The sequence below is a fragment of the Stenotrophomonas sp. STEN038 genome (assembly GCF_056759895.1).
In genome coordinates this window covers 1-20,984 of sequence record NZ_JBRRDW010000021.1, presented here as the reverse complement: position 1 = coordinate 20,984, position 20,984 = coordinate 1, and the positions used below count along the sequence as shown (strand labels likewise).

Annotated in this window: 22 protein-coding genes; 6 read left to right on the top strand and 16 right to left on the bottom strand. The window is 64.0% G+C overall.

Annotation, left to right across the window (positions count from 1 at the left end):
- Nucleotides 1-182: 182 nt before the first annotated feature.
- Complete coding sequence (gene cydD / locus ACVOLS_RS10440; RefSeq protein ID WP_481545551.1) at nucleotides 183-1,904, top strand: thiol reductant ABC exporter subunit CydD; 1,722 nt, start codon at nucleotides 183-185, stop codon at nucleotides 1,902-1,904.
- The gene (gene cydC / locus ACVOLS_RS10435) at nucleotides 1,901-3,568 is read left to right on the top strand and encodes a thiol reductant ABC exporter subunit CydC (protein ID WP_481545550.1); all 1,668 of its coding nucleotides are present in this window, start codon (nucleotides 1,901-1,903) and stop codon (nucleotides 3,566-3,568) included. The genes cydD and cydC overlap by 4 nt, the downstream gene beginning before the upstream one ends.
- A 66-nt stretch (nucleotides 3,569-3,634) precedes the next feature.
- Here the strand turns inward: cydC and ACVOLS_RS10430 are convergent, their stop codons facing one another.
- The 16 genes from ACVOLS_RS10430 to ccmA form a co-directional block, all read right to left on the bottom strand.
- Nucleotides 3,635-3,907: a hypothetical protein gene (locus tag ACVOLS_RS10430; protein ID WP_481545549.1), complete on the bottom strand. Its 273-nt coding sequence runs from the start codon at nucleotides 3,905-3,907 to the stop codon at nucleotides 3,635-3,637.
- A gap of 38 nt (nucleotides 3,908-3,945) precedes the next feature.
- A complete protein-coding gene (locus ACVOLS_RS10425; protein ID WP_481545548.1) occupies nucleotides 3,946-4,548 on the bottom strand; it encodes a GyrI-like domain-containing protein in 603 nt (200 codons plus the stop codon).
- Between the two features lie 57 nt (nucleotides 4,549-4,605).
- Nucleotides 4,606-6,579 carry a PEP/pyruvate-binding domain-containing protein gene (locus tag ACVOLS_RS10420; RefSeq protein ID WP_481545547.1) on the bottom strand — a complete coding sequence of 658 codons (1,974 nt, stop codon included), beginning with the start codon at nucleotides 6,577-6,579 and terminating at the stop codon, nucleotides 4,606-4,608.
- Nucleotides 6,580-6,841: 262 nt separating this feature from the next.
- The gene (locus ACVOLS_RS10415; RefSeq protein WP_481545546.1) at nucleotides 6,842-7,450 is read right to left on the bottom strand and encodes a DUF1294 domain-containing protein; all 609 of its coding nucleotides are present in this window, start codon (nucleotides 7,448-7,450) and stop codon (nucleotides 6,842-6,844) included.
- 192 nt (nucleotides 7,451-7,642) lie between these two features.
- Nucleotides 7,643-8,479 (bottom strand): DNA ligase, encoded by an 837-nt coding sequence (locus ACVOLS_RS10410; protein WP_481545545.1) that lies wholly within the window; start codon nucleotides 8,477-8,479, stop codon nucleotides 7,643-7,645.
- Between the two features lie 92 nt (nucleotides 8,480-8,571).
- Nucleotides 8,572-9,696 carry a homoserine O-acetyltransferase MetX gene (gene metX / locus ACVOLS_RS10405; protein ID WP_481545544.1) on the bottom strand — a complete coding sequence of 375 codons (1,125 nt, stop codon included), beginning with the start codon at nucleotides 9,694-9,696 and terminating at the stop codon, nucleotides 8,572-8,574.
- 236 nt (nucleotides 9,697-9,932) lie between these two features.
- Nucleotides 9,933-10,949 (bottom strand): tetratricopeptide repeat protein, encoded by a 1,017-nt coding sequence (locus tag ACVOLS_RS10400; RefSeq protein ID WP_481545543.1) that lies wholly within the window; start codon nucleotides 10,947-10,949, stop codon nucleotides 9,933-9,935.
- Nucleotides 10,943-11,401 carry a cytochrome c-type biogenesis protein gene (locus ACVOLS_RS10395; protein WP_481545542.1) on the bottom strand — a complete coding sequence of 153 codons (459 nt, stop codon included), beginning with the start codon at nucleotides 11,399-11,401 and terminating at the stop codon, nucleotides 10,943-10,945. Before ACVOLS_RS10395 ends, ACVOLS_RS10400 begins: the two co-directional genes overlap by 7 nt.
- On the bottom strand, nucleotides 11,398-12,024 hold the full coding sequence (locus tag ACVOLS_RS10390; RefSeq protein WP_481545541.1) for a DsbE family thiol:disulfide interchange protein: 627 nt from the start codon (nucleotides 12,022-12,024) through the stop codon (nucleotides 11,398-11,400). Before ACVOLS_RS10390 ends, ACVOLS_RS10395 begins: the two co-directional genes overlap by 4 nt.
- Nucleotides 12,021-13,955 (bottom strand): heme lyase CcmF/NrfE family subunit, encoded by a 1,935-nt coding sequence (locus ACVOLS_RS10385; RefSeq protein ID WP_481545540.1) that lies wholly within the window; start codon nucleotides 13,953-13,955, stop codon nucleotides 12,021-12,023. The genes ACVOLS_RS10390 and ACVOLS_RS10385 overlap by 4 nt, the downstream gene beginning before the upstream one ends.
- Nucleotides 13,956-14,423 carry a cytochrome c maturation protein CcmE gene (ccmE, locus tag ACVOLS_RS10380; protein ID WP_481545539.1) on the bottom strand — a complete coding sequence of 156 codons (468 nt, stop codon included), beginning with the start codon at nucleotides 14,421-14,423 and terminating at the stop codon, nucleotides 13,956-13,958.
- A complete protein-coding gene (gene ccmD, locus ACVOLS_RS10375) occupies nucleotides 14,420-14,593 on the bottom strand; it encodes a heme exporter protein CcmD (protein WP_481545538.1) in 174 nt (57 codons plus the stop codon). The genes ccmE and ccmD overlap by 4 nt, the downstream gene beginning before the upstream one ends.
- Nucleotides 14,590-15,342: a heme ABC transporter permease CcmC gene (gene ccmC, locus ACVOLS_RS10370; protein ID WP_481530683.1), complete on the bottom strand. Its 753-nt coding sequence runs from the start codon at nucleotides 15,340-15,342 to the stop codon at nucleotides 14,590-14,592. The genes ccmD and ccmC overlap by 4 nt, the downstream gene beginning before the upstream one ends.
- Nucleotides 15,343-15,720: 378 nt before the next feature.
- A complete protein-coding gene (locus ACVOLS_RS10365) occupies nucleotides 15,721-16,353 on the bottom strand; it encodes a TetR/AcrR family transcriptional regulator (protein WP_481545537.1) in 633 nt (210 codons plus the stop codon).
- A 99-nt stretch (nucleotides 16,354-16,452) separates the two neighbouring features.
- Complete coding sequence (gene ccmB, locus ACVOLS_RS10360; protein ID WP_481545536.1) at nucleotides 16,453-17,148, bottom strand: heme exporter protein CcmB; 696 nt, start codon at nucleotides 17,146-17,148, stop codon at nucleotides 16,453-16,455.
- The gene (ccmA, locus tag ACVOLS_RS10355; protein ID WP_481545535.1) at nucleotides 17,145-17,804 is read right to left on the bottom strand and encodes a heme ABC exporter ATP-binding protein CcmA; all 660 of its coding nucleotides are present in this window, start codon (nucleotides 17,802-17,804) and stop codon (nucleotides 17,145-17,147) included. The genes ccmB and ccmA overlap by 4 nt, the downstream gene beginning before the upstream one ends.
- A gap of 171 nt (nucleotides 17,805-17,975) precedes the next feature.
- Here ccmA and ACVOLS_RS10350 point away from each other — a divergent pair, with 171 nt between their 5' ends.
- From ACVOLS_RS10350 to ACVOLS_RS10335, 4 genes are all read left to right on the top strand, one after another.
- Complete coding sequence (locus tag ACVOLS_RS10350) at nucleotides 17,976-19,124, top strand: pyridoxal phosphate-dependent aminotransferase (RefSeq protein WP_481515500.1); 1,149 nt, start codon at nucleotides 17,976-17,978, stop codon at nucleotides 19,122-19,124.
- Nucleotides 19,125-19,137: 13 nt separating this feature from the next.
- Nucleotides 19,138-19,449, top strand: a complete 312-nt coding sequence (locus tag ACVOLS_RS10345) for a hypothetical protein (RefSeq protein WP_481545534.1) — start codon at nucleotides 19,138-19,140, stop codon at nucleotides 19,447-19,449.
- Nucleotides 19,450-19,454: 5 nt separating this feature from the next.
- Complete coding sequence (locus ACVOLS_RS10340) at nucleotides 19,455-20,270, top strand: amidohydrolase (protein ID WP_481545594.1); 816 nt, start codon at nucleotides 19,455-19,457, stop codon at nucleotides 20,268-20,270.
- Between the two features lie 92 nt (nucleotides 20,271-20,362).
- Nucleotides 20,363-20,794, top strand: coding sequence for a hypothetical protein (locus ACVOLS_RS10335; RefSeq protein WP_481545533.1), 432 nt, complete (start codon nucleotides 20,363-20,365; stop codon nucleotides 20,792-20,794).
- The last annotated feature ends 190 nt before the right edge of the window (nucleotides 20,795-20,984 follow it).

Here is a 20,984-nt window from a genome sequence, read left to right as displayed (position 1 = left end):
GAATTGGGCGTCATGGAGTGGCTGGGAGGGGTTCTATGGCAGCGATACTCCCCGTTCAGGCCTGCCAATGCCTTGATCTGGATCAATGTGGGCTGGCTGTCCAACGCCGATCGTGCAGGGCCGGCAGGCTGGGTACGGCTTGCTTACAATCACCTGGTTCTCCTTCACCTGAGTTGTCAGTCTTGAGCGAAGTTCCACATTCCAACGCGGTGCAACAGCAACGCCGCGTACAGCAGCAGTGGCTGGCGGCTCTGGCGTCCGGAGCCCGGTCGCAGCAGCGTTTGGCGGCCGTGGCCGTCTGTACTTCAGGTGCGCTGCTGATCGTGCAGGCTGGCGCCATTGCCTGGCTGATCCAGAGCATAGTCGTGGAACGGCTGAATTGGGTACAGGTAATTCACGGTTTCTGGATATTGGCGGCCGTGCTGGTGCTGCGCAGTCTGCTGGGCGGGGTCGCCCAGACCGCCGCCGGCAAGGTGGCCGACAGCGCCAAGCTGGCCCTGCGAGAGCAGGTGTATCGGCGTTTGATGGCGCGTGGGCCGCTGTGGCTGCGGCGTCAGCGCACTGGCGAGCTGGGCGAGCTGCTGCTGTCACATGGCGACGCGATCGAGGGCTATTACGCCGGATTCCAGCCGGTGCGGGTGGAAGTGGTGGTGGTGCCGCTGCTGATTGCCGCCGCCGTGGCCTATGTGGACTGGGTAGTGGCGCTGATCTTCCTCTTCACCGCGCCGCTGGTGCCGTTCTTCATGATGCTGGTGGGTTGGGGGGCCGAGGCCGCCGGTCGGGCACAGCTGGGCGAGCTGGCGCGCATGAGCGGTCACTTTGCCGATCGCATCAAGGGCCTTGGCCTGTTGCGCCTGTACGGGCGCGGTGAAGCCGAGCTGGAAGGGGTTGCCGCCGCCGCTGATGGTGTGCGCGAGCGCACCATGAAGGTGCTGCGTATCGCCTTCCTGTCCTCGACCGTGTTGGAATTCTTCGCCTCGGTCAGCGTGGCGATGGTGGCGCTGTACCTGGGGTTGAGCTATCTGGGCCTGATGTCCTTGCACTCGGTGGTGCCGACCTTGGGCACCGGCATGTTCTGCCTGCTGTTGGCACCGGAGTTCTATGCGCCATTGCGGCGCCTGGCTGCGCATTACCACGACCGTGCCAATGCGTTGGCGGCAGCGGCCGAAGTCGAACGCCTGCTGGCTGACGATCAGGATGCTGCTGCGGCGACTTCCGTCGCTGCGTCCCTGGTAGCGCCGGAACCGGCACAGCTGCATGCGCCGCTGGTCTCGGTGCGCAATGTCGTGCTGCGCCCGCAAGGTGCTGCCCATGACGTGTTGAAGGACTTCTCGCTGGAGATCGGCGACGGTCAGCGTCTGGCCCTTATCGGTCCCAGTGGCAGCGGCAAGAGCACCTTGCTGGAAGCGCTGGCCGGCTGGCTGCCGCCGCGCGAAGGCCGCATCGTGGTCCGCGACGGTGTGCGCATCGCTTACGCCGGCCAGCGCCCCTACCTGTTCCACGGTTCGATTGCCGACAACCTGCGCATGGCTGATCCCGCAGTGAGTGCTGCGCGGCTGCAGGCGGTGGCTGAAGTCGCACAGGTGATGCGTTTCGCCAAGGATCTGCCGCTGGGCTTGAACACCGTGATCGGCGAACGTGGATTCGGCCTGTCCGGAGGCGAGGCGCGGCGTATAGGGCTGGCGCGGCTGTTGCTGCTGGAGCCGGATCTGTTCCTGCTGGACGAGCCCACGGCATTTCTCGATCCGCAGACCGAAGCGGATCTATTGCAGGCATTGGCCGCGCATACGCGTGGTCGTACCGTGCTGATGGCCACCCATAGCGAGGCGGCGATGCGCTGGGCCGACAAGGTCATCGACCTGCAGGATTGCACGCAGACTGAAGTGCAGGGAGAGCGCGCATGAGCCCGCAGACGATGCGCGATGTATTCAAGCGTCATCGCTGGCGGCTGGCGCTGGCGACACTGCTGCTGTTCACCACGATGGTTGCCGGTGTTGGTTTGTTGGGCTTGTCCGGTGGCTTTCTTACCGCCGCGGCGCTGGCCGGTGCCTTGGGGATGGGCAGTACCTTCAATTTTTTCTCCCCTTCGGCAGGCATCCGCGGGTTGACGATGGCGCGCATCGCGTCGCGCTATTTCGAAAAGCTGGTCGGCCACGACGCGACCCTGCGGATTGCCCGTGACCTGCGCGTGTGGTTCTTCCAGCGCGCACTGCCATTGGCGCCGGCGCGGCTGGGCAGCAGCCGTACCGGCGAGCTGTTGGCGCGGCTGATCACCGATATCGGCGAAGTCGACGGTTTGATGGTGCGTGCCATCAGCCCCTTGCTGGCATTGGCGGGTATCGCACTGGCAACGGTTGCGGGAGCGGCGCTGATCTATTGGCCAGCGGCGTTGCTGTTGCTGATGCTTGCTGCATTGGTGGGCATTGGCGTACCGGTGTTCGCGGTGCGTCGTGGCGATGCAGTCGAGGCCGGGCGCGCGCAACAGCGCGCCAGTCTGCGCACCTTGGCGTTTGAAGGCTTGGAGGGAGCAGCTGATCTCACCGCCTTGGGTGCCCGCGATGACTGGGCGTTGCGTGTGGATGCAGCAGCGCAGCAGCTGGCGCGCAGTGATCAACGACGTCGTGGCCGTCTGATCGGTGGCAATGTATTGCATTCGGCACTGGCTGGGCTTGGCCTGTTGGCGATGCTGTGGCTGGCGTTGACGGCGTTCCAGGCGGGCAAGGTGGAAGCGCCATTCGCCGCAACGCTGGTGTTCCTGACCGTGGCGCTGCTGGAAGTCGCAGCGGGCAGTGGCATCGCCTGGCAGGCCCTGCAGTCTGCACGGGTCGCCGGCAAGCGCTTGCGGCAGATTGTTGATCAGGCACCAGCCGTGCAGGACCCAGCGCAGCCTCGCGCCGTGGCCGCGGATGCCGCCGCGGTAGTGTTCGAGCAGGTGGTGTTCGCCTGGCCGGGCGAGACGCGGTGCCTGCTCGATGGCGTGGATCTGCAACTGGCGCCGGGTGATCGCATCGCCATTCGTGGCGACAGCGGCTGCGGCAAGACCACCTTGTCGGCCTTGTTGCTGCGGCTATGGGACCCACAGCAAGGGGCAGTGCGCTTCGGCGGTGTCGATCTGCGTGAGTTCGCCCAGGATGATTGGTATCGACAGATAGCCTGGTTGCCGCAGGGCGCGCCGGTGTTCGCCGGCAGCATTGCGGAGAATCTGCGGTTGGGCGATCCCCAGGCCGGCGATGACGTCTTGTGGGATGTGCTGGCGCAGGTGCGCTTGAGCGATTGGGCGCAGCAACAAGGTGGGCTGGGCGCGTGGGTAGGCGAGAACGGTGCCACCATGTCGGCGGGTCAGGCGCGGCGTTTGGCCTTGGCACGTGCCTTGTTGCGCAATGCGCCGATCATGGTGCTGGATGAGCCGACCGAAGGTCTGGACGTGGATACCGCGCATGCCTTGTTGCTCGATCTGGCCGCGGCGCTGGGCCAGCGCAGCCTGTTGATGATCACCCATGACCGATTGCCGGAAGGTGTGGTGCAGCGCGAGTACCGGTTGCAGCAGGGGCGGTTGAGCCTGCAGTAGCCAACGTGGAGCCGGGCTATGCCCGGCTTTGGGGACCTCCGGGCTGGGACGGGCAAGCATGCGTCGTCAGCTGCCTTTGCTTCGACGCCAGCGTTTGAAGCAGTAGGCGACAATAGCGGCTATCGGCACGGTAACCATCGGTCCGAACAGGAAGGCCAGGCCATCCTGCGCGTCGCGATGGCCGGTCACATCCCAGACAAAACGCAAGCCAAGATAGGGGGCAAGCAGGCCGCCGAGAAGGGCGGCAAGCAGTGCCGCGAGCCAGGTGCGGTGACACATGGCGCCGGCTGCCAAGCCAAAGCCGACGCTGACTGCTATTGCGATGAGCCAGAAGGTCATGATGGGTTCCTGCTATGCGGGTTGGTCATCATTGCGACTCATTGCATGGGTTGGCGGATGATGGTCTTCCACTTCTCCGGTGCAGCCCTTCTGATGTCGCTCAAGTAGATTTCATGGTGCTTGCCACGCAATGCGGATCGCTCGCCGATGAAGGCATGCACGCGCTCGATCGTCGGGCCTTCGCTGGTGAAGGGGCCGATATGCAGGAGCTGCGCGCAGCGTCCTTCATGAAAATTCTCAAAACGCAGCTTTGCCAGAGCGGCGAGTGACTTCTTCTGCAAGTTGGCCATCGCAGATTCCACGTCCGTCTCGCGCACGTCCGCCGGTTGCATGATCATCATGGTCCATTGCCAATGCTGCTTTTCATCGCGTTGGAAGGTCGCCATGTCATCGGCCCACCACAGTCCCTCCAGTGGCATGACGGTGTAGTCCAGTCGCCCGGCTTTCTTCAGGGCAAATCTGATGGTGTATGCGGCGGAAAAAAGCGCTTCCACTGCGTCCTTGTAATCAGACGAGGTATTTGGATCGCCTGCGCCATCAATCATCAAAAAGTTGAATGCAGGCACATCGACGTCGGCGACGAACTTGGCCGAGGGCTGGTACAGCTGCTTCAAGTGGCGCTTGAGATCGATCTTGTCCATGGATACTCCTGGATCGGCTGATACAAGACGGTGGCAATGCCGGGCATCGACGGCTCTTCAGCGACCGCTTCCGTCCACATAGGGCCGCGATTGCAGGACGAGTATGTCATCGCCAACAACGGCCCACTCGATGTCCTGATCCACACCGCCCAGCGCCTGTTTTGTTCGGCTGCCAACTGCTGCCAGCCTGGCGATCAAGGCATCGGTCAACACGTGGCGAGAGCCGGTCAGCGGCACCTCGCGCACACCGCCGCTGGCATTGGCGACCAACTGGGTGTCTTCGGCTGAGCGGCTGAGGACCTGCACGGCCTTGGACCAGTTTGAGTACATCACCTGTTCGGCTTGCCGCTTGCCTTCCACTACGCGGATGCCGAGGCCGCGCTTGGCCGAAATGTAGGTGATATGGCGACGTGCTGCATCAAACGGGTCGCGGGTGATCATCACCCCGGAACTGTCCGACGGCGCGGCCAATTGCACCAGTACCGCCATTGCAACTGCATCCTGGCCCAGGCCGGCGGCGCGGCGTGCTTCGTAGGCCTCGAAGTTGTAAACCGACGCCCATACCGTCTGCACTGCGCGCACCAGCGCATCGGCAGCGATCACGTTGGGCACGGTCGTATAGAGGCCGGCACCGCTGAAATTCGGCAGGTCCTCCGAGTTGGAAGAGCTGCGCACGAACACGCCGCGGCTCTGCAATTGGCTATGCCACTGCGATTGCAGGCTGCGGACCAGTGCCGGGTCCGGTGTGGCGCCGCTGATCTCCGCCCGCAGCGCACTGAGTGCGTCACGGCGGGTCTTGGCATCGCTGGCAAAGCCGGGTTGCTGCTGGAGTGCAGCCAGCCGCTCGTTGATGCGCAGTTTCTGCATTGCAGACTGGTAATGCGAGAAGGGGATGCAGAATCCATCCGGGACCCGCGCAGACGGCGGCAATGCGGATCTCAACGTGCCCAGATTGGCAGCCTTGACCCCGCAGTGACTGCTATCCCTGGCACGAAGTGCCGAAAGCGGCTTCAGCGCGGTTACCGATACGTCGGGTCTCGGCAGATTGCGCACGGGGGCCTGCGCGGTTCTCGAGGGCGTGCTGGCCGGACGAAGGGCTGGCCGCACCTTGTAATTGTTGCTTGTGACTTCCAGCTCGATCCACTGTCCGTCGTAGACACGCAAAGCAGCCTGCGCGTCGCGGACATAGACATTGGGGATACGCCACCCCTTGGCCAGCAGGTTGACGTGCGACAACAGTGTCGATGGGCGTTGGGTGACAAGGCCGGCTACCGGTGGCAGCGAGATCGGCACTTCATCCAATACCACGATGTCCTGCGGCGATAGATCGCTTGCCTGCTCGACCGAGCGGATGATGCGCAGGCGGCCTTGTGCGGTGCCCGTGTTCAACGGCAGGAAGGACTGCTCACGCAGCAACGCTTCCTGGGTAACGAAGGCCAGCCCTGCGGTACGCGCGGTTTGTTCGTGCAGGGTGGAGTTGGTCTTGAAGCGGATTGCCTCGTAGAACGATCCGCGCACCAGCTGGTCAGTCTGCGTGAGCAGGGCCGGTGTCAGTTGGTCGCCTTCCCAGAATTCGTAGGTGTAGCCAGGCAGATCGCGCTGCCAGCTGACGGTGCCGAACAGGAAGCGCCGCTGCGGGTCCTTGTACTGCGCGTTGAGCGTAGCCTTGTCCAAGTGCGGAAGCAGCCGTTCGCGGCGCACGAAGTTCTCGTGCAGCTCGTAGCGCGGCGTATTGATGTAGTAGATACGGGCCGGATCGCGGCGGTCGATGGTGAATATCAGGTGGGGCATTTCCAACGGCGTGCCCGGGTTGTAGACCCGCGCCAGGCGCATGAAATCCACACGATTGGCTATGCGTGGCAATTGCGCCGGGGCTTGGGCGTTGTCGGTGGCGTGAGCGGTGGCGCCCTGCCTAGCCTCGTAAGGCGAGGGCTTGCGTGCGGTTTGCGCCAGTGCGATCGGCATCGCAGCGAGCAGGACGGTGCTGAAGGCGACAAGATGCAGGCAAACGAGGCGGAGTGCGGACTTCATACGGGCTCGATCCATGATGCCGTGTTGGAACGTGGGAGCGCAGATGATAAGCGACAGGCATCTGCTCGGCTCGGCTGCGCGGCCAGACCATGATCGGTCCTTGGGCTGGAAGTCGCAGGATCCATTGGCATGGTCGGCGACTTCCTGGCCTGGGAAAGCGCTGCGTCCGTGAGGTTGGGGATGCCTTGGCTGCGTTGAGTGCCCAGCCAGAGTTCCCGGGTGCGCTGCACTTGCCCTTGCAACGCTGGCATTACGGCGGCGCTTAGTGAGGAAGGCTCAGTTTGCCGCTGGCCAGGAACCAGATCGCGGTGACATTGAGCACGACCGTCAGCCAGAACACGAGCTGGAAACTGGACTTGCTGGTCTTGTGGCGAAACAGGCCTTGGCCGATCAGTGCACCCGGCCAGCCGCCGAGCAGGGAGATCAGGTGCAAGGTGTTTTCCGGGGTGCGCTGTTCACCGCGCGCAGCTGCGCCCTTGTCGTAGAGATAGAAACCCAGCGCTACGACGCTCATTCCACCGATCACGGCCACGGTCCAGTCAGGTGCCAGCTTGGCAATCCACAATCCGAGCACGCACAGCAGAGCGCAGACGCCCAGCAGTACATGCGGCAACCGTGCGGTAAACGGGGCGCGCTTTGGTTTGGCAGTAGTGGTTTTGGCTGCGCTTGCCGAACGCACTGCGATGGCGTTGAAGCGGCCGCGTTCATCCTTGCGCAGCGCATAGTTGATCAGCATGCCGTCAGTCGGGCGTTGCGTGCGCTGCTCGAAGGCCTTGATATGGACGAAGGCGCGGTCACCACCGCCGTTCGGAACCACGAACCCAAAGCCCTTGTCATCGTTCCAATCCTGCAGTCGACCTTGATAGCGCATTGAGCTTACCCCTGTTTGTTGCCGCTATTGCAGCGCAAACACGAGGGACTGTGAAGCCCTGCACCGGTTCTGCTTTTGTGGGAGCGGGGTAAGCCGCGAAGCTGGCATTGCCGAGACCCCATGTGCCTGTGCCATCTGATGATGTATGTGCTTCGCGGCTTACGCCGCTCCTACAAGTGGTGACCGCACTGATCAGGGTTCTTCACGAACCCGCAGGAAGCGCGGAAAGCGGGGCAGGCCATGCACCGTCAGCCCGTTGTAGCGATACGTCACCTGGCTGCCGATCGGCGGCGGATTGGCACGCTGCGCATCACTCAGACCGCTGCCGAGACGGAACTGTGCACCGCTGTCGGCACGCACCAGCAGCGCGCCGACCATGCCGGCGTACTTGCCCTTGCCAGGTACATGGCCGATCACGCGCGCCTCGGCATCGTCGTACAGTTTGAGTTTGAACAGGCCAGCGCTGCGGCCGTCACTGTAGCGATTGTCCTGATGATGCAGCATCAGGCCTTCGCCGCCGGCCTGGACGACGCTGCGCAGGTGTCGATGCAGGCTTTCTGTATCTGCGAGGCGGCGCTGCTCTATTGCGAGCAGGTGGGAGTTTGGCTGATTGGCGATGATCCGGTTCAGCTGGGCGTGGCGCTGGGAGAAGCCACCTGTTGCATTGGGCAGATCGAAGGCCATGAAGCGCAGCGTGCGCCACTGCGCCTCGTCGGTCGAGCTGCTGCGGATGAGCGAACTGGTGGCTTCGAACTGACCGCGTGCCATCCACAATTCGCCGTCGATCAGCTGCTTGGGCCAGCCTTGGGTAAACCATGCCGGAGTTGGGATGCGGTGACCGGAGCGGGTCCAGAGCGCGCGGCCATCCCAGCGTGCGCGCACACCATCCAGCTTCTCGCTGACCAGGTACTGCGATACATCCGGCCCGTCCTGCCAGCTGCTGGCCAACATCAACGGCTGCTTCGCAGCGAGCGCTGCATCGAGCGAGCCGCACAGGAAGAACAGCAGAAGCAGGAGCGGGCGCGACATGGCCGGCCTCCGGTTTTCGGAGGCTTCAGCGTGCTGTGCGTCGTGTGCAGGCAGCCATCAGTGACCACCTGCATTCAAAGTCGGCGCGGTCTTTACGCCACTGTCGGCAGTGTCTGCAGGAACTGCGCTACAGCGGGACCGAAGCGGTCGTAGTCAACCAGGAACGCGTCATGGCCCTGCGGCGAATCCATGCCGATGAACTGGGTGTCCGCGCCGCCTGCGCGCAGGCCGTCGGCGATCTGCTGCTGCTGTTCCACCGGGAACAGGATGTCGGTGTTGGCGCCGATGGCGAGCGCTCGTTCAACCCGGATCTTCGCCAACCCGGCCAGTACGTCGCCGTCAGCGTATTCGGCCAGATCGAACCAGTCCATGGAGCGGCCGAGGTAGAGATAGCAGTTGGGGTCGAAGTGGCGCACGAAACGACGCGCGTGGCCTTCCAGATAGCTCTCCACCTGGAATTCGAGGCCGAACGGGTCTTCATCCGTCTGGTCCGAATCCAGCCGCACGCGGCCGAAGCGGCCATCCCATTCCAATGCGGAGCGATAGGTGATGACGCCGAGTTTGCGCGCCATGCGCATGCCCGACTCAGGGTAATACAGTTCGTCGTAGTCGCCGTTGTTCCATGCCGGATCGAGGCGGATTGCCTCGCGCTGCAGTGAGCGGATGGCGATCGAGAACGGCAAGGCGCGGGCGCTGCCGGAGATGTTGATATGGCTGCGGGCGATACCCGGGTGTTGCAGCAACACGGCCAGGGCGGTCATGCCGCCCATCGAGTTGCCGATCAGGCAGGCCAGCTGGGTGATGCCGAGTGCGTGTACCACTTCGGCGGCGGCGTTGGCCACGTCTTCAATCGACAACTCGGGGAAGGACAGTCGGTAGGTCTTGCCGGTGGCCGGATCCAGCGAAGCCGGCCCTGTCGAGCCCTTGCAGCTGCCCAGTGAGTTGACGCAGATGACAAACCAGCGATCGGTATCAATCGGTTTGCCGGGACCAAGCATCGGCTCCCACCAGCCTGTGGCCGGGTTGTCGGCATTGCTGGCGGCGTGCGCATCGGGCGACAGGCCGGTGACGATCAGGATGGCATTGCTGGCATCGGCGGCCAGCGTGCCCCAGGTTTCGTAGGCGACATGGGCGCCGATCAGGCTGCCGCCGCGCTTCATCGGGAACGGCGAGGACAGCGCGTGGAAACGGCTGCCATCAGGAATGAATTCAGTCATCTGCCAATTTTAACGGGGATGCCGGGCGCATCTTCGCATGGATGATAACCAGTGGTTATTTGGGTATTGCTGGGTGCATGGACTCAGAGTGGGCGGGCTTCTGCTTCTGTTGTAGGAGCGGCGTCAGCCGCGAAGCTGGCACATCAATCAGACGGCACAGATGCCATGTGCCCCAGCAAGGTCGGCTTCGCGGCTTAAGCCGCTCCTACAAAGGCAGCGGCAGCGGCAGCGGCGCCTTATTGACCCAGTGTGATGCTCAAGGGCTTGTCAGCCGGCAGTTTCACTTTGACTGGCGCCGACTCGACGTCACCCTCGCCGCGCATGGCGTTGCCACTGGCGGACAGGCGGGCGAAGACTTCCACTTCCTGCAGGTCGGACAGCTTCTGCGTAGGCATTGGGCTGTCGCCATCGTCGAGGGTGATGGTCAATGGCGCTACCTGCGCCGGGTGGCGCTCGACGGCGACCGGCATCGGCGGGCCACCGGGGATGCGGGCGATGACGAACACGGTCTCCTTGCCGGAGGCGGCGCGTGCGGCCAAGGCGGGTGCCAGCGTCACCGTTACGGTGATGCCGGAGCTGCTGGGCGCTGCCGCTGCCGGGGCGCTGCCAGCAGTAGTGCTCGGCGTCTTGCCACGGGCGATATCGATCTGTGCCTGCAGGGCGGTGGCGGCTGCGGGCTCCAACCGGGACAGCAGGCTTTCCCAGGTCTGCGCGGCTTGTTCATTCAGGCCTTGCTGGCGTTGCACGATGCCGGTGAGCCAGGTCACCCGCTCGTTGTCCGGTGCGATCTGGCGGGCGCGGGCAAGCCACTGCCGGGCGGTATCGTCGAACAGGAATTTGGGGTCGGCCTGGGCGCGGGTCTGTGCGGCTTCGAGCAGCAGGCCGGGTTCGTCCGGCGCCAGTTGTACGGCGCGCTGGTAGGCCGTGGCGGCATCGGCGACCTTGCCGATCTCCAGCTGCGAGCGGGCCAGCAGCACCCAGCCGTCGACGCGTTCCGGATTCTGCTTCAAGGCGTCCTGCAGCTGGGCGATGCCTTCCTCGATGGTCTGCGGTGCCGCAGCGGCTTCGGGCTGTGGCTGCATCGCTGCCGGGGTTCCCAGCAACTGGTACAGGCCCAGTGTGGCGACCAGCGACAGCGCAACCAGGCTGCCCCAGATCCGTCGTTTGCCGGCGCGCCACAACGGCCACAAGGTGATGCCGGTGGCTACTACCGCCAGCACTGCAGCACCAGCCAGGAACCCGGCATTTACCATTCGCGTTCTTCCTGACTGGCGTCGTCATTGCCGGCAACGGCAACGGGAACGGCGCGGCCACGCCGCCGCACGTACACAATCAACAACACGGCGCCGGCCAGCAACAGCAGGCCCGGGCCAAACCAGAGCAGGGCGGTGCCGGCTTCCAGCTGCGGGCGGTACAGCACGAATTCGCCGTAGCGATCGACCAGGAACTGTTTGATCTCGGCATCGCTGCGGCCTTCATGCATCAGTTTGAGCACTTCGCGGCGGAGGTCGTGGGCTATCTGCGCGTTGGAGTCGGCCAGTGATTGATTCTGGCATTGCACGCAGCGCAGCTCGGCGGTCAGCGCGTGGAAGCGCACTTCCTCGGCACGATCGCGGTACTGCAATGGGCTGGGGTCGCCGGCTGGTTGTGCGCTGGCGGGGAAGGCCAGGCACAGCCACAGCAGCACGCCAGCCCAGGCTTTCATCGGGCGGCTCCCAGATCCGATGCGCCGTGTTTGCCACCGGCAGCGGCTTCCACTTTTTCCAGTGCTGGAATCAGCTGCTCGTCCATGACCTGCTGGGTGATGGCGCCGCTGTACTTCCAGCGCACGATGCCGCTGCCATCGACCAGGAAGGTTTCCGGCGCGGCGGCGATGCCCCAGTCCAGCGCTGCGCGGCCTTCCTGATCGGCCAACACCACCATGTACGGATTACCCAATTGCTCAAGCCAGCGAAGTGCTTCGCTGGGCTCGTCCTTCCAGTTGTAGCCGATCACGCGTACGCGTTTGGTTTCGGCAAAGCGGGTGAGGATGGGGTGTTCATCGCGGCAGGTCGGGCACCAGCTGCCCCAGACGTTGAGCAGATAGGGCGCTCCGCGCAGTTGCTTGTCGGTGACGTGTACGCTGGGGTCATGCAGCACTGGCAGGGAGAATTCCGGAGCAGGTTTGCCGATCAATGCGGACGGCAGACTGTCGCGATCGGGCTTGCCGGAGCGGCTGACGCCGTACAGCATCAAGCCCATCAGGCCGAGGAAGAACAGCGCGCCAAGGACGATGGCGACCGGCGGCAAGCGATGCTGGGGTTTGGATTCGGGTGATGGATTGGTCATTTCGATTTCTCAGGCAGCCGGCGGAAACGGCGGTCGACGGCGGTGATGAAACCGCCCAGCGCCATCAGCGCCGCGCCCAGCCAGATCCAGCGGACAAAAGGTTTGATCTGTACACGCACGGCCCAGGAGCCGTTGCCCAGTGATTCTCCCAGTGCGACGTAGATATCGCCACCCAGCGCGGGGTGGATGCCGGCTTCGGTCATCGGCTGGCCACCGCTGGCATATAAACGCTTTTCCGGGTGCAGGCGGGTAATCAGCGTGTCGCCGCGCAATACCTGCAGGTGCCCGCGGTCAGAGTGATAGTTTGGGCCATCGGTAGCATCCACACCCTCGAACAGCAGCGTATAGCCGCCAGCATCGATGGATTTGCCCGGTGCAAGCGCGACTTCATGCTGTACATGCAGCGCTTCCACCAGCAGCGCACCGACCAGGAACACTGCGACGCCGAAGTGGGCGATCAGCATGCCCCAGGTTTCGGCATTGAGCCGGCCGCTCTTGCGCAGCCGCGTCCACAGGTAATAGCCGGTGCCGCCGGCCACCCATGCAGCCCCCGCAATGCCGATGCCGGTCTTGAACTTGCCCTGTGGTGCCATCCACCAGCCAATGATGCCCAGCACCACCGCCAAACCAGCCCAAGGTGCCAGCAGTGCCAGCGTGCGCAGGCCTTGCTCGCGCTGCCAGCGGCTGAGCGGGCCAAATGGCAGCAGCACGATCATCGGTGCCATCAGCAGAACGAACAGCGTGCCGAAATAGGGCGGGCCCACCGAGACCTTGCCCAGATCCAGCGCATCGGCCAACAACGGATACAAGGTGCCGAGCAGCACCATCGCGCAGGCGCAGCTGAGCAGCAGGTTGTTGGCCAGCAGCAGGCTTTCGCGGGAGTTGAGCGCGAACGCGCGGCGCGGGTCGTTGCTGTTGCCCCCCATGCCGGGTGCACGTAGTGCATAGAGAAGCAGCGAGCCGCCCACCACGATGCCGAGGAAAATGAGGATGAACAGGCCGCGCGAGGGATCGGCGGCAAACGAGTGCACGCTGGTCAGCACGCCGGAACGCACCAGGAAAGTGCCGAGCAGGGACAGCGCAAACGCGGCGATCGCAAGCAGCAGGGTCCAGCCGACAAACACACCGCGTTTTTCGGTGGCCGCTTGCGAGTGCAGCAGGGCTGCGCCAACCAGCCATGGCATGAAGCTGGCGTTCTCCACCGGGTCCCAGAACCACCAGCCGCCCCAGCCCAGCTCGTAGTACGCCCACCAGCTGCCCAGCGCGATGCCGATGGTCAGGAAGCCCCAGGCTGCGTTGGTCCACGGCCGGGTCCAGCGCAGCCAGCGCACGTCGATGCGACCGTCAATCAAGGCTGCAATGGCGAAGGCGAACGGCACCGCGAAGCCGACATAGCCCAGATAGAGCAGGGGCGGGTGGATGATCAGGCCCGGGTCCTGCAACAGCGGGTTGAGATCGTGGCCTTCGCTTGGTGCTGGCAGCAGGCGCGCGAACGGATTGGAGGTGAACAGCAGGAAGGCGAGGAAGCCGACGCTGATCATGCCCATTACCGCCAGCACGCGTGCCATCACTTCGGGCGGCAACTGCCGCGAAAACGCGGCCACGGCAGCGGTCCATAGCGCCAGCACCAGCGACCACATCAACAGCGAGCCTTCGTGCGCGCCCCATACCGCCGAATAGCGGTAGATCATCGGCAGCAGGGTATTGGAGTTGTCGGCGACGTAGCGCAGCGAGAAATCCTGCCGCACGAAGGCAATCGTCAGCACCACGAAGGCAGCCAGCACCGTGGTCAGCTGCAGCATCGCTGCTGGCCGTGCGATTGCAGTGAGTGCAGGGATGCCACGCTGGGCGCCGAAAAGTGGCAGGACGCTTTGCAGCAGGGCTGCCAGCAGGGCGAGGATCAGTAATACCTGTCCGATTTCACCGAGCACTCAGGGTGTTTCCGTCGTTGGGGTGGTGGCCGGGACCTGATGCTTGTCGTGCGCCACGCCCATCTTGTCGGCCAGCTCTTTGGGCATATAGGTCTCGTCGTGTTTGGCGAGCACGTCTTCGGCGACGAATACGCCGTCGGCCATACGCCCGGTGGCGACCACCGCCTGACCTTCGCGGAACAGGTCGGGCAGGATGCGGTCATAGGTGACGGGCAGCATCGCGTCGCCGTCGGTGACCTCGAAGCGCGCCAGCAGCGCACCGGGTTCGCGCTTGAACGAGCCCTTGGCCACCATGCCGCCAAGGCGGAAACGTGCGCCCGGGGCGACCTGGCCGGCTTTGACTTCTGCTGGCGTGTAGAGATAGGCGATGTTGCGCTGCAGGGCAGTGCTGACCAGGGCGACCGCAGCGCCGGCAACCAGCAGGACCAGCAGAACCAGCAGCAGGCGGCGGCGCTGGGTCGGGCTCATCGGCTCAGTTCCTCGTCAACCACTGTGGCGTTGCTGCGGGTGGCGCGATTGATGCGCGCGCGCGCATCACGCTTCTGCTGGCGGATCTGCAGGCGCGGCACGATGAAATCCCAGGCCAGTACGATGAAGAACACGGCATAGGCCAGCGCCACGTATTTGAAATAGGTCATGCCGATTTCTCCAGCCTCTCGCGCAGCCAGGCCTTGCCGACTTCGCGGCGCAGGTTGTCGGCGCGGGCGCGCGACAGCAGCGAACCGACGAACCAGAACTTGGTGGCCAGCACCATGATCCACAGCGGCAGAATCATGCTGCTGTCCATGCTGGAGTCGCCGAACACGCGGATGGTCTGGCCCTGGTGCAGCGAGTTCCACCACACCACCGAGTAGCGGATGATCGGCAGCATCACCACGCCGACGATGGCCAGCAGGCCGGCGGCGCGGGCGGCGGCGCGGCGGTCATCGATGGCGCCGTACAAGCCCATCACGCCCAGGTACATGAACAATAGAATGAGCTCGGTGGTCAGGCGCGGGTCCCAATCCCACCAGGTACCCCACATCGGCTTGCCCCAGATGCTGCCGGTGAGCAGGGTGATCAGGGTGAATGCGGCGCCGATGGGTGCGCAGGCCATGGCCAGGATCTCGCAGAGCTTGATCCGCCAGATCAGCGCGATGGCACTGTAGAAGGCCATCAGCCCGAATACGAACAGGCTCATCCATGCCGAAGGCACGTGGATATAAAGGATGCGGAAGCTGTCGCCCTGCTGGTAGTCAGCCGGCACCACTGCCAGCGCCTGCCACAGGCCGAAGCCAAACAGCGGCAGCGCGGCGATATAACACCAGGTGGACCAACGGGCGGCGAAGGTGTCGAAGTAGGGCGGTGAGCCCAGCTTGTGAAACCAACCAACTAAACCTTTGAACATCCGCTCGCTCGCTGAGGAAGACGATGACCGGGCCGCGATCAACGGCCCGACCGGCTGGGCGGTGCGGCTGCACCACCGTTGCTGTTTTCAGACTAGCGCAAGATACCGCAAATTCAGCAAACCGGCGGGCCGTGGGCGGTATGCGCCGTGTTGATCCGATGCCTGCAGAGCGCTGCTGATCAGCAGCTTGGCAAGCGGGTACATCCAGACGGTAATGGTCATGCCTGGCGTCACGCTGCATCCCGGTGTTCAAGCATGCCGCATCGGCATCGTTTTGATGCTTTGCACAAAAAGGCGGATGCGGATCGAGTGCGGCCTGGATATCTTTCGATTGCTGCAGATGCGCCGCTGGGTGGCGCTATTGAAGCCGGCTTGGCATCAGCTTCGCGGCAGTGCGCCGGCCATGAACAGGCGCACTGCGTCTCGCGCCTGTTTTTGTGCCTTGGGCAGGTCGCTGAGGACAACGCGACCATTGACCGAACGCAGGACCAGGCCGCCAATCACCAGCATGTAAAAGAAATGCGCGGCTTGTTCGGGGTTTTCGATATGCATGCGCCCGGCCGCGGTTTCGCGGGCGAAGTACTGGCTGAGCAACACTTCCATTGGCGCCACGCCATGGGCATGGAACCAATCACGCAGCGCGGGTTGGTTCATGCCTTCGGAAATCACCACGCGATGGCAGGCAAGGCGTCTGGGCGAGAGGACTTCCTCGGCCATCTGGCTGGCTGCTTCCTCCAGCGCCTCGGCGGGCGGCAAAGGCGATTGCAGCAAGGTGTCCAGGCTGCGGCCGAAGTCGTTGATGCTTTGCTCCATCAAGGCATGGATCAGGCCTTCCTTGTCGCCAAACGCTCGGTACAGTGTGGCCATGGAGCCGCCGGCGCGTTTGACGATATCTGCCAGACGCGCGGCTTGATAGCCCTTTTCGTTGAAGACTTCGGTGGCGGCCGCCAGGAACTTCTCCACACGCAGCTCGCCACGACGTTGCAGCTCGACCACTGGACGGGGTGGCAAGGTAGGTTTGTCTACGCTCGGAACTTCCGTGTGGGGCCGCTCAGCCATGTGTCTGGTTTGATTTGTGAAGTCAGCGTAAAGAATAGCGCTGTTTTGGGCTCAGGAGTTGGCGATGCGGATTGCCGCCGCCGCGGTCACCGGCGCCAGCACTGCACTGACCAGTAAACCGGCCGCCAGCATCAGCAGTGCGCCGCTGGCATCAAAGCCCTGCGCGGCTGCCGCCACGGCGCCGGCCCCGAACACCAGTACCGGCACGTATAGCGGCAGCACCAGTAGCGCCAGCAGGATGCCGGCGCGGCGCATGCCCACGGTCAAGGCGGCGACAACCGCCCCGAGCAGGCTCAGCAGGGGGGTGCCCAGCGCCAGCGCGGCAAGCAGCACCGGCAGTTGCTCGCGCGGCAGGTGCATCAGTTCGGCCAACAATGGGCTGACCAGGACCAGCGGGAAGGCAGTGGTCAACCAATGCGAGAAGACCCGCACGGCGATCAGCCATGCAAGCGGCACTGGTGACAGCAGCCATTGCTCCAACGAGCCATCCTCGGCATCGCTGCGGAACAAGGTGTCCAGCGACAGCAGGCCGGCCAGCAGAATCGACAGCCACAGCACCGCCGAAGCAACGCTTTGCAGCAACTTGGGTTCGCCGCCCAAGGCCAGGGCGAACAGCGCGACCACCAGCAGCGCAAACAGGATCGGTTGCGCAGCATCGCCGCGGCGACGCCACAGCAGTTTCAGGTCGCGTGCCAGCAATGCGCGGGCAGCGGAGAGCAGGGTTGGATGCGGACCTGGCAGGCTCATGCCGCGCCCTCCTGCGCTGCTGCGCTGCGCAAGGTAAGCGTCCGATTGCGGACCGGTGGTGCCGCGTAGGCACCATGGGTGGTCACCAGTGCGCCGCCGCCGCCGCGCAGATGCGCGGAGATCATCCGGTTGACCAGGTTGATGCCGTCCAGGTCGAGGTTGGCGTAGGGCTCGTCCAGCAGCCAGATCGGGGCCGGGGACAACCAGATACGGGCCAACGCCAGGCGCTTCTTCTGGCCAGCGGACAATTGCCGGACCAGCGTGTCTTCATAACCCGCCAGGCCGACGATGGCCAGGGCATTGCCCGGCATCTGCCGCGTGCGGCGGCCTTGTAGGCCGCACAGGAAGTGCAGGTTTTCCAGAGTGCACAGGTCCTGCTTGAGGGCCGTCAGGTGACTCAGGTAGGCGATATAGCGGGAGCGATCGGTACTGCCGGCGGGGCGTCCGTCGATCTCGATCCGGCCCTCATCCGGGCGCAGCAGCCCTGCCAACACGCGCAACAAGGTGGTCTTGCCGGCGCCATTGCTTCCCTGCACCAGCAATGCCTCACCTGCATCCACATGCAGGTCCAGCGGCCCGAATACCGGTTCGTCATTGCGGGTGAAGCGCAGGTCGTGTGCCTTGAGCAGCGGCAGGGTGTTCGCGGTGTCAATCATCGGATCGGGCGCTTCCGTCCTTGGAGAGGTGGCGCAGGCAGGGCAGCGCATCGGGCCGCGCAGTATAGCGCTGGGATGCTGCTGTCCCGGCGCCTGAGGGCACGGTTTGGGGAGCTTGGCGTGCCAGCTTTGCGTACACTCGGTGTTTTCTCCCCCGGCGTGTACGTACCCATGCATCCGCAGACCAAGTTGCCCAAGGTGGGCACCACCATTTTTACCGTGATGTCACAGCTGGCCGCCGAGCACGGCGCGGTCAATCTTGGCCAGGGCTTTCCGGATTTTTCCGCCCCGCAGCGCTTGATCGACGAAACCGCAAAGGCCATGCGTGAGGGCTTGAACCAGTATGCGCCGATGACCGGCGTGGCGCCGCTGCGACAGGCGATCGCGCAGAAGGCGCTGGATTGCTATGGCGCCCAGGTTGATCCGGACAGCGAGATCACCGTTACCTCCGGCGGCACCGAGGCGATCTTCAATGCCATCCACGCCGTGGTGCGGGCCGGTGAGGAAGTCATCGTGCTGGACCCGGCCTATGACTGCTATGAGCCGGCGATCGACCTGGCTGGCGCGCGCGCTGTGCACGTGCCGCTGGACCCGCAGACCTTCGCGGTGGATTGGGACCGCGTGCGGGCGGCCATCACCCCGAAGACGCGCATGCTGATGGTCAATACCCCCCACAACCCGTCTGGCGCGATGTTGACTGCCGACGACATGCAGGCGCTGGCCGATGTGCTGCGCGGCACCGACATCTACCTGATCTCCGATGAAGTGTACGAACACATCATCTATGACGGAGCGCGTCACGAGTCGGCGCTGCGTTACCCGGAACTGCGCGAACGTGCGTTCGTGATCTCGAGCTTCGGCAAGACCTACCACTGCACCGGCTGGAAGATCGGCTACGCCATCGCGCCGCCGGCAATGACCGCCGAGTTCCGCAAGGTCCACCAGTACAACACCTTCACCACCTACAGCCCGGCGCAGTATGGTTTTGCCGCGATGATCCGCGATGAGCCCGAACATCACCTGGAGCTGGGGGCGTTCTACCAGAGTAAGCGCGACCGCTTCCGCGAGCAGCTGCTGGGCACGCGGCTGAAGCCGCTACCGGTGCCGGGTGGTTACTTCCAGCTGGTCGACTATTCGGCGATCAGCGACCTGCCGGACCATGAGTTCGTACGCTGGCTGACCATCGAGAAGGGCGTCACCGCGATCCCGTTGTCGCCGTTCTACGAAACCCCGCCGGCTGGGCAGCGTCTGGTGCGGCTGTGCTTCGCCAAGAACGATGCGACGCTGGATGCGGCTATCGAGCGCTTGCGCGCGCTCTGACCTCATAGCCACCATGGACACTGGTTTGCTCGTTTTCCTGTTGGCGTTCGGCGCATTCCTGCTTGCGGTTGCGGTGAAAGGCTATCTGTTCCTTTCCGTGGTTCAACCCGGCCTGCACGTACGTGGAGTGTCGGTGGATGAGGGACGTTTGGCATTTCGTGGCAGCTTTGGTCGCTATACCCGGGAGTATCTGGCGTTGCTTGATGATGTCGAGCGACGCCAGCCGGTTAATCGTTGGATCGCGCGGCTGCAGTGGTGGGTGCCGGTACTGGGTGCGGCCATGGCGGCCAGCGCTGTTCTTTCTTCATGGCTTTCAGGACGATGACGACAATGCAGGACCTGCGTATTTCCCTGGTGCAGGGTGACACCCGCTGGCACGACCCGGCGGGTAACCGCAATTATTACGGTGCGCTGCTCGCGCCGCTGGCGGGCAGCACTGATCTGGTGATCCTGCCGGAAACCTTCACCAGCGGTTTTTCCAACGACGCGATTGACCAGGCTGAAGACATGGACGGCGCGACCGTTGCATGGATCGCCGAACAGGCGCGCGCGCTGGGTGCGGTAGTGACCGGCAGCGTGCAGCTGCGGGTTGATGGCAGCGTCTACAACCGTCTGCTGTGGGCCACGCCCGAAGGCGAGTTGCACTACTACGACAAGCGCCACCTGTTCCGCTTTGGCGGCGAGCACAAACGTTATGCGGCCGGCAACGAGCGGCTATGCGTGGAATGGAAGGGCTGGCGGATCAATCCGCAGATCTGTTACGACCTGCGTTTCCCGGTGTTCTGCCGTAACCGGTTTGACGTGGAGCGGGCAGGGCAGATGGATTTCGACCTGCAGATCTTCGTTGCCAATTGGCCGTCGGCGCGCGCCTACGCGTGGCAGACCCTGGCGCGTGCCCGCGCGATCGAGAACCTGTGTTACGTCGCGGTGGTGAACCGTATCGGTGTGGATGGCAACGGCCTGCACTATTCCGGTGATAGCGCGGTGATCGACTTCCTCGGCCAGCCGCAGCTGGAGATTCGCGAACGTGAGCAGGTTGTCACCACCACCATCTCGGCGCAGGCGCTGATGGCACATCGCGAGCGCTTCCCGGCGATGCTGGATGCAGATGCGTTTACCTTGGGCGGGCCGGTAGTGCTTCGCTGAACGCAGGCCGGGCGCCAGGTCTGCTGGCTCTTTGCAAGGCGCAGGGGGGCTGTCAGGCTCGGTGCCGGCTCCAATCAAGTAGAGGATGCGCGATGAAAAAGATGATGGCGGTGGCTGCGGTGCTGGCGCTTGGTATGGCGCCGGCGGCGCAAGCGGCGGGCAATATCGACTGTGAGCTGCACTACAACCTTACTGGTTGGTCGATGTTCTACAAGACCTCCAGTGGTACCGGCACGATCACCTGCGACAACGGTGCCAGCATCCCGGTCAAGATCAGCGCCAAGGGTGGCGGTTTGACCGTGGGTCGCACCACCATCACCGACGGTCGCGGCAGGTTCAGTGGCGCGTATTCGCTCAATGATTTGTTGGGGACCTACGCAGCAGCTGAGGCACATGCCAGCGCGTCGCGTGCCAATGATGCGCAGGCGATGACCAAGGGTGACATTTCGCTTGCATTGGCCGGTACGGGGCATGGCTGGAGTATCGGTGTTGGGTTTGGCAAGTTCGTGATTGAGCGGCGCTGATTTTTTTGTGGCGGTGAACCTTAGAGCAAGAGCTCGCCCTCATCCGCCCCTCCGGGGCACCTTCTCCCGCTAGCGGGAGAAGGGCCAGAGCCGAAGCAAGGGCCAGAGCCGAAGCAAGGGCCAGAGCCGAAGCAAGGGCCAGAGCCGAAGCAAGGGCCAGAGCCGAAGCAAGGGCCAGAGCCGAAGCAAG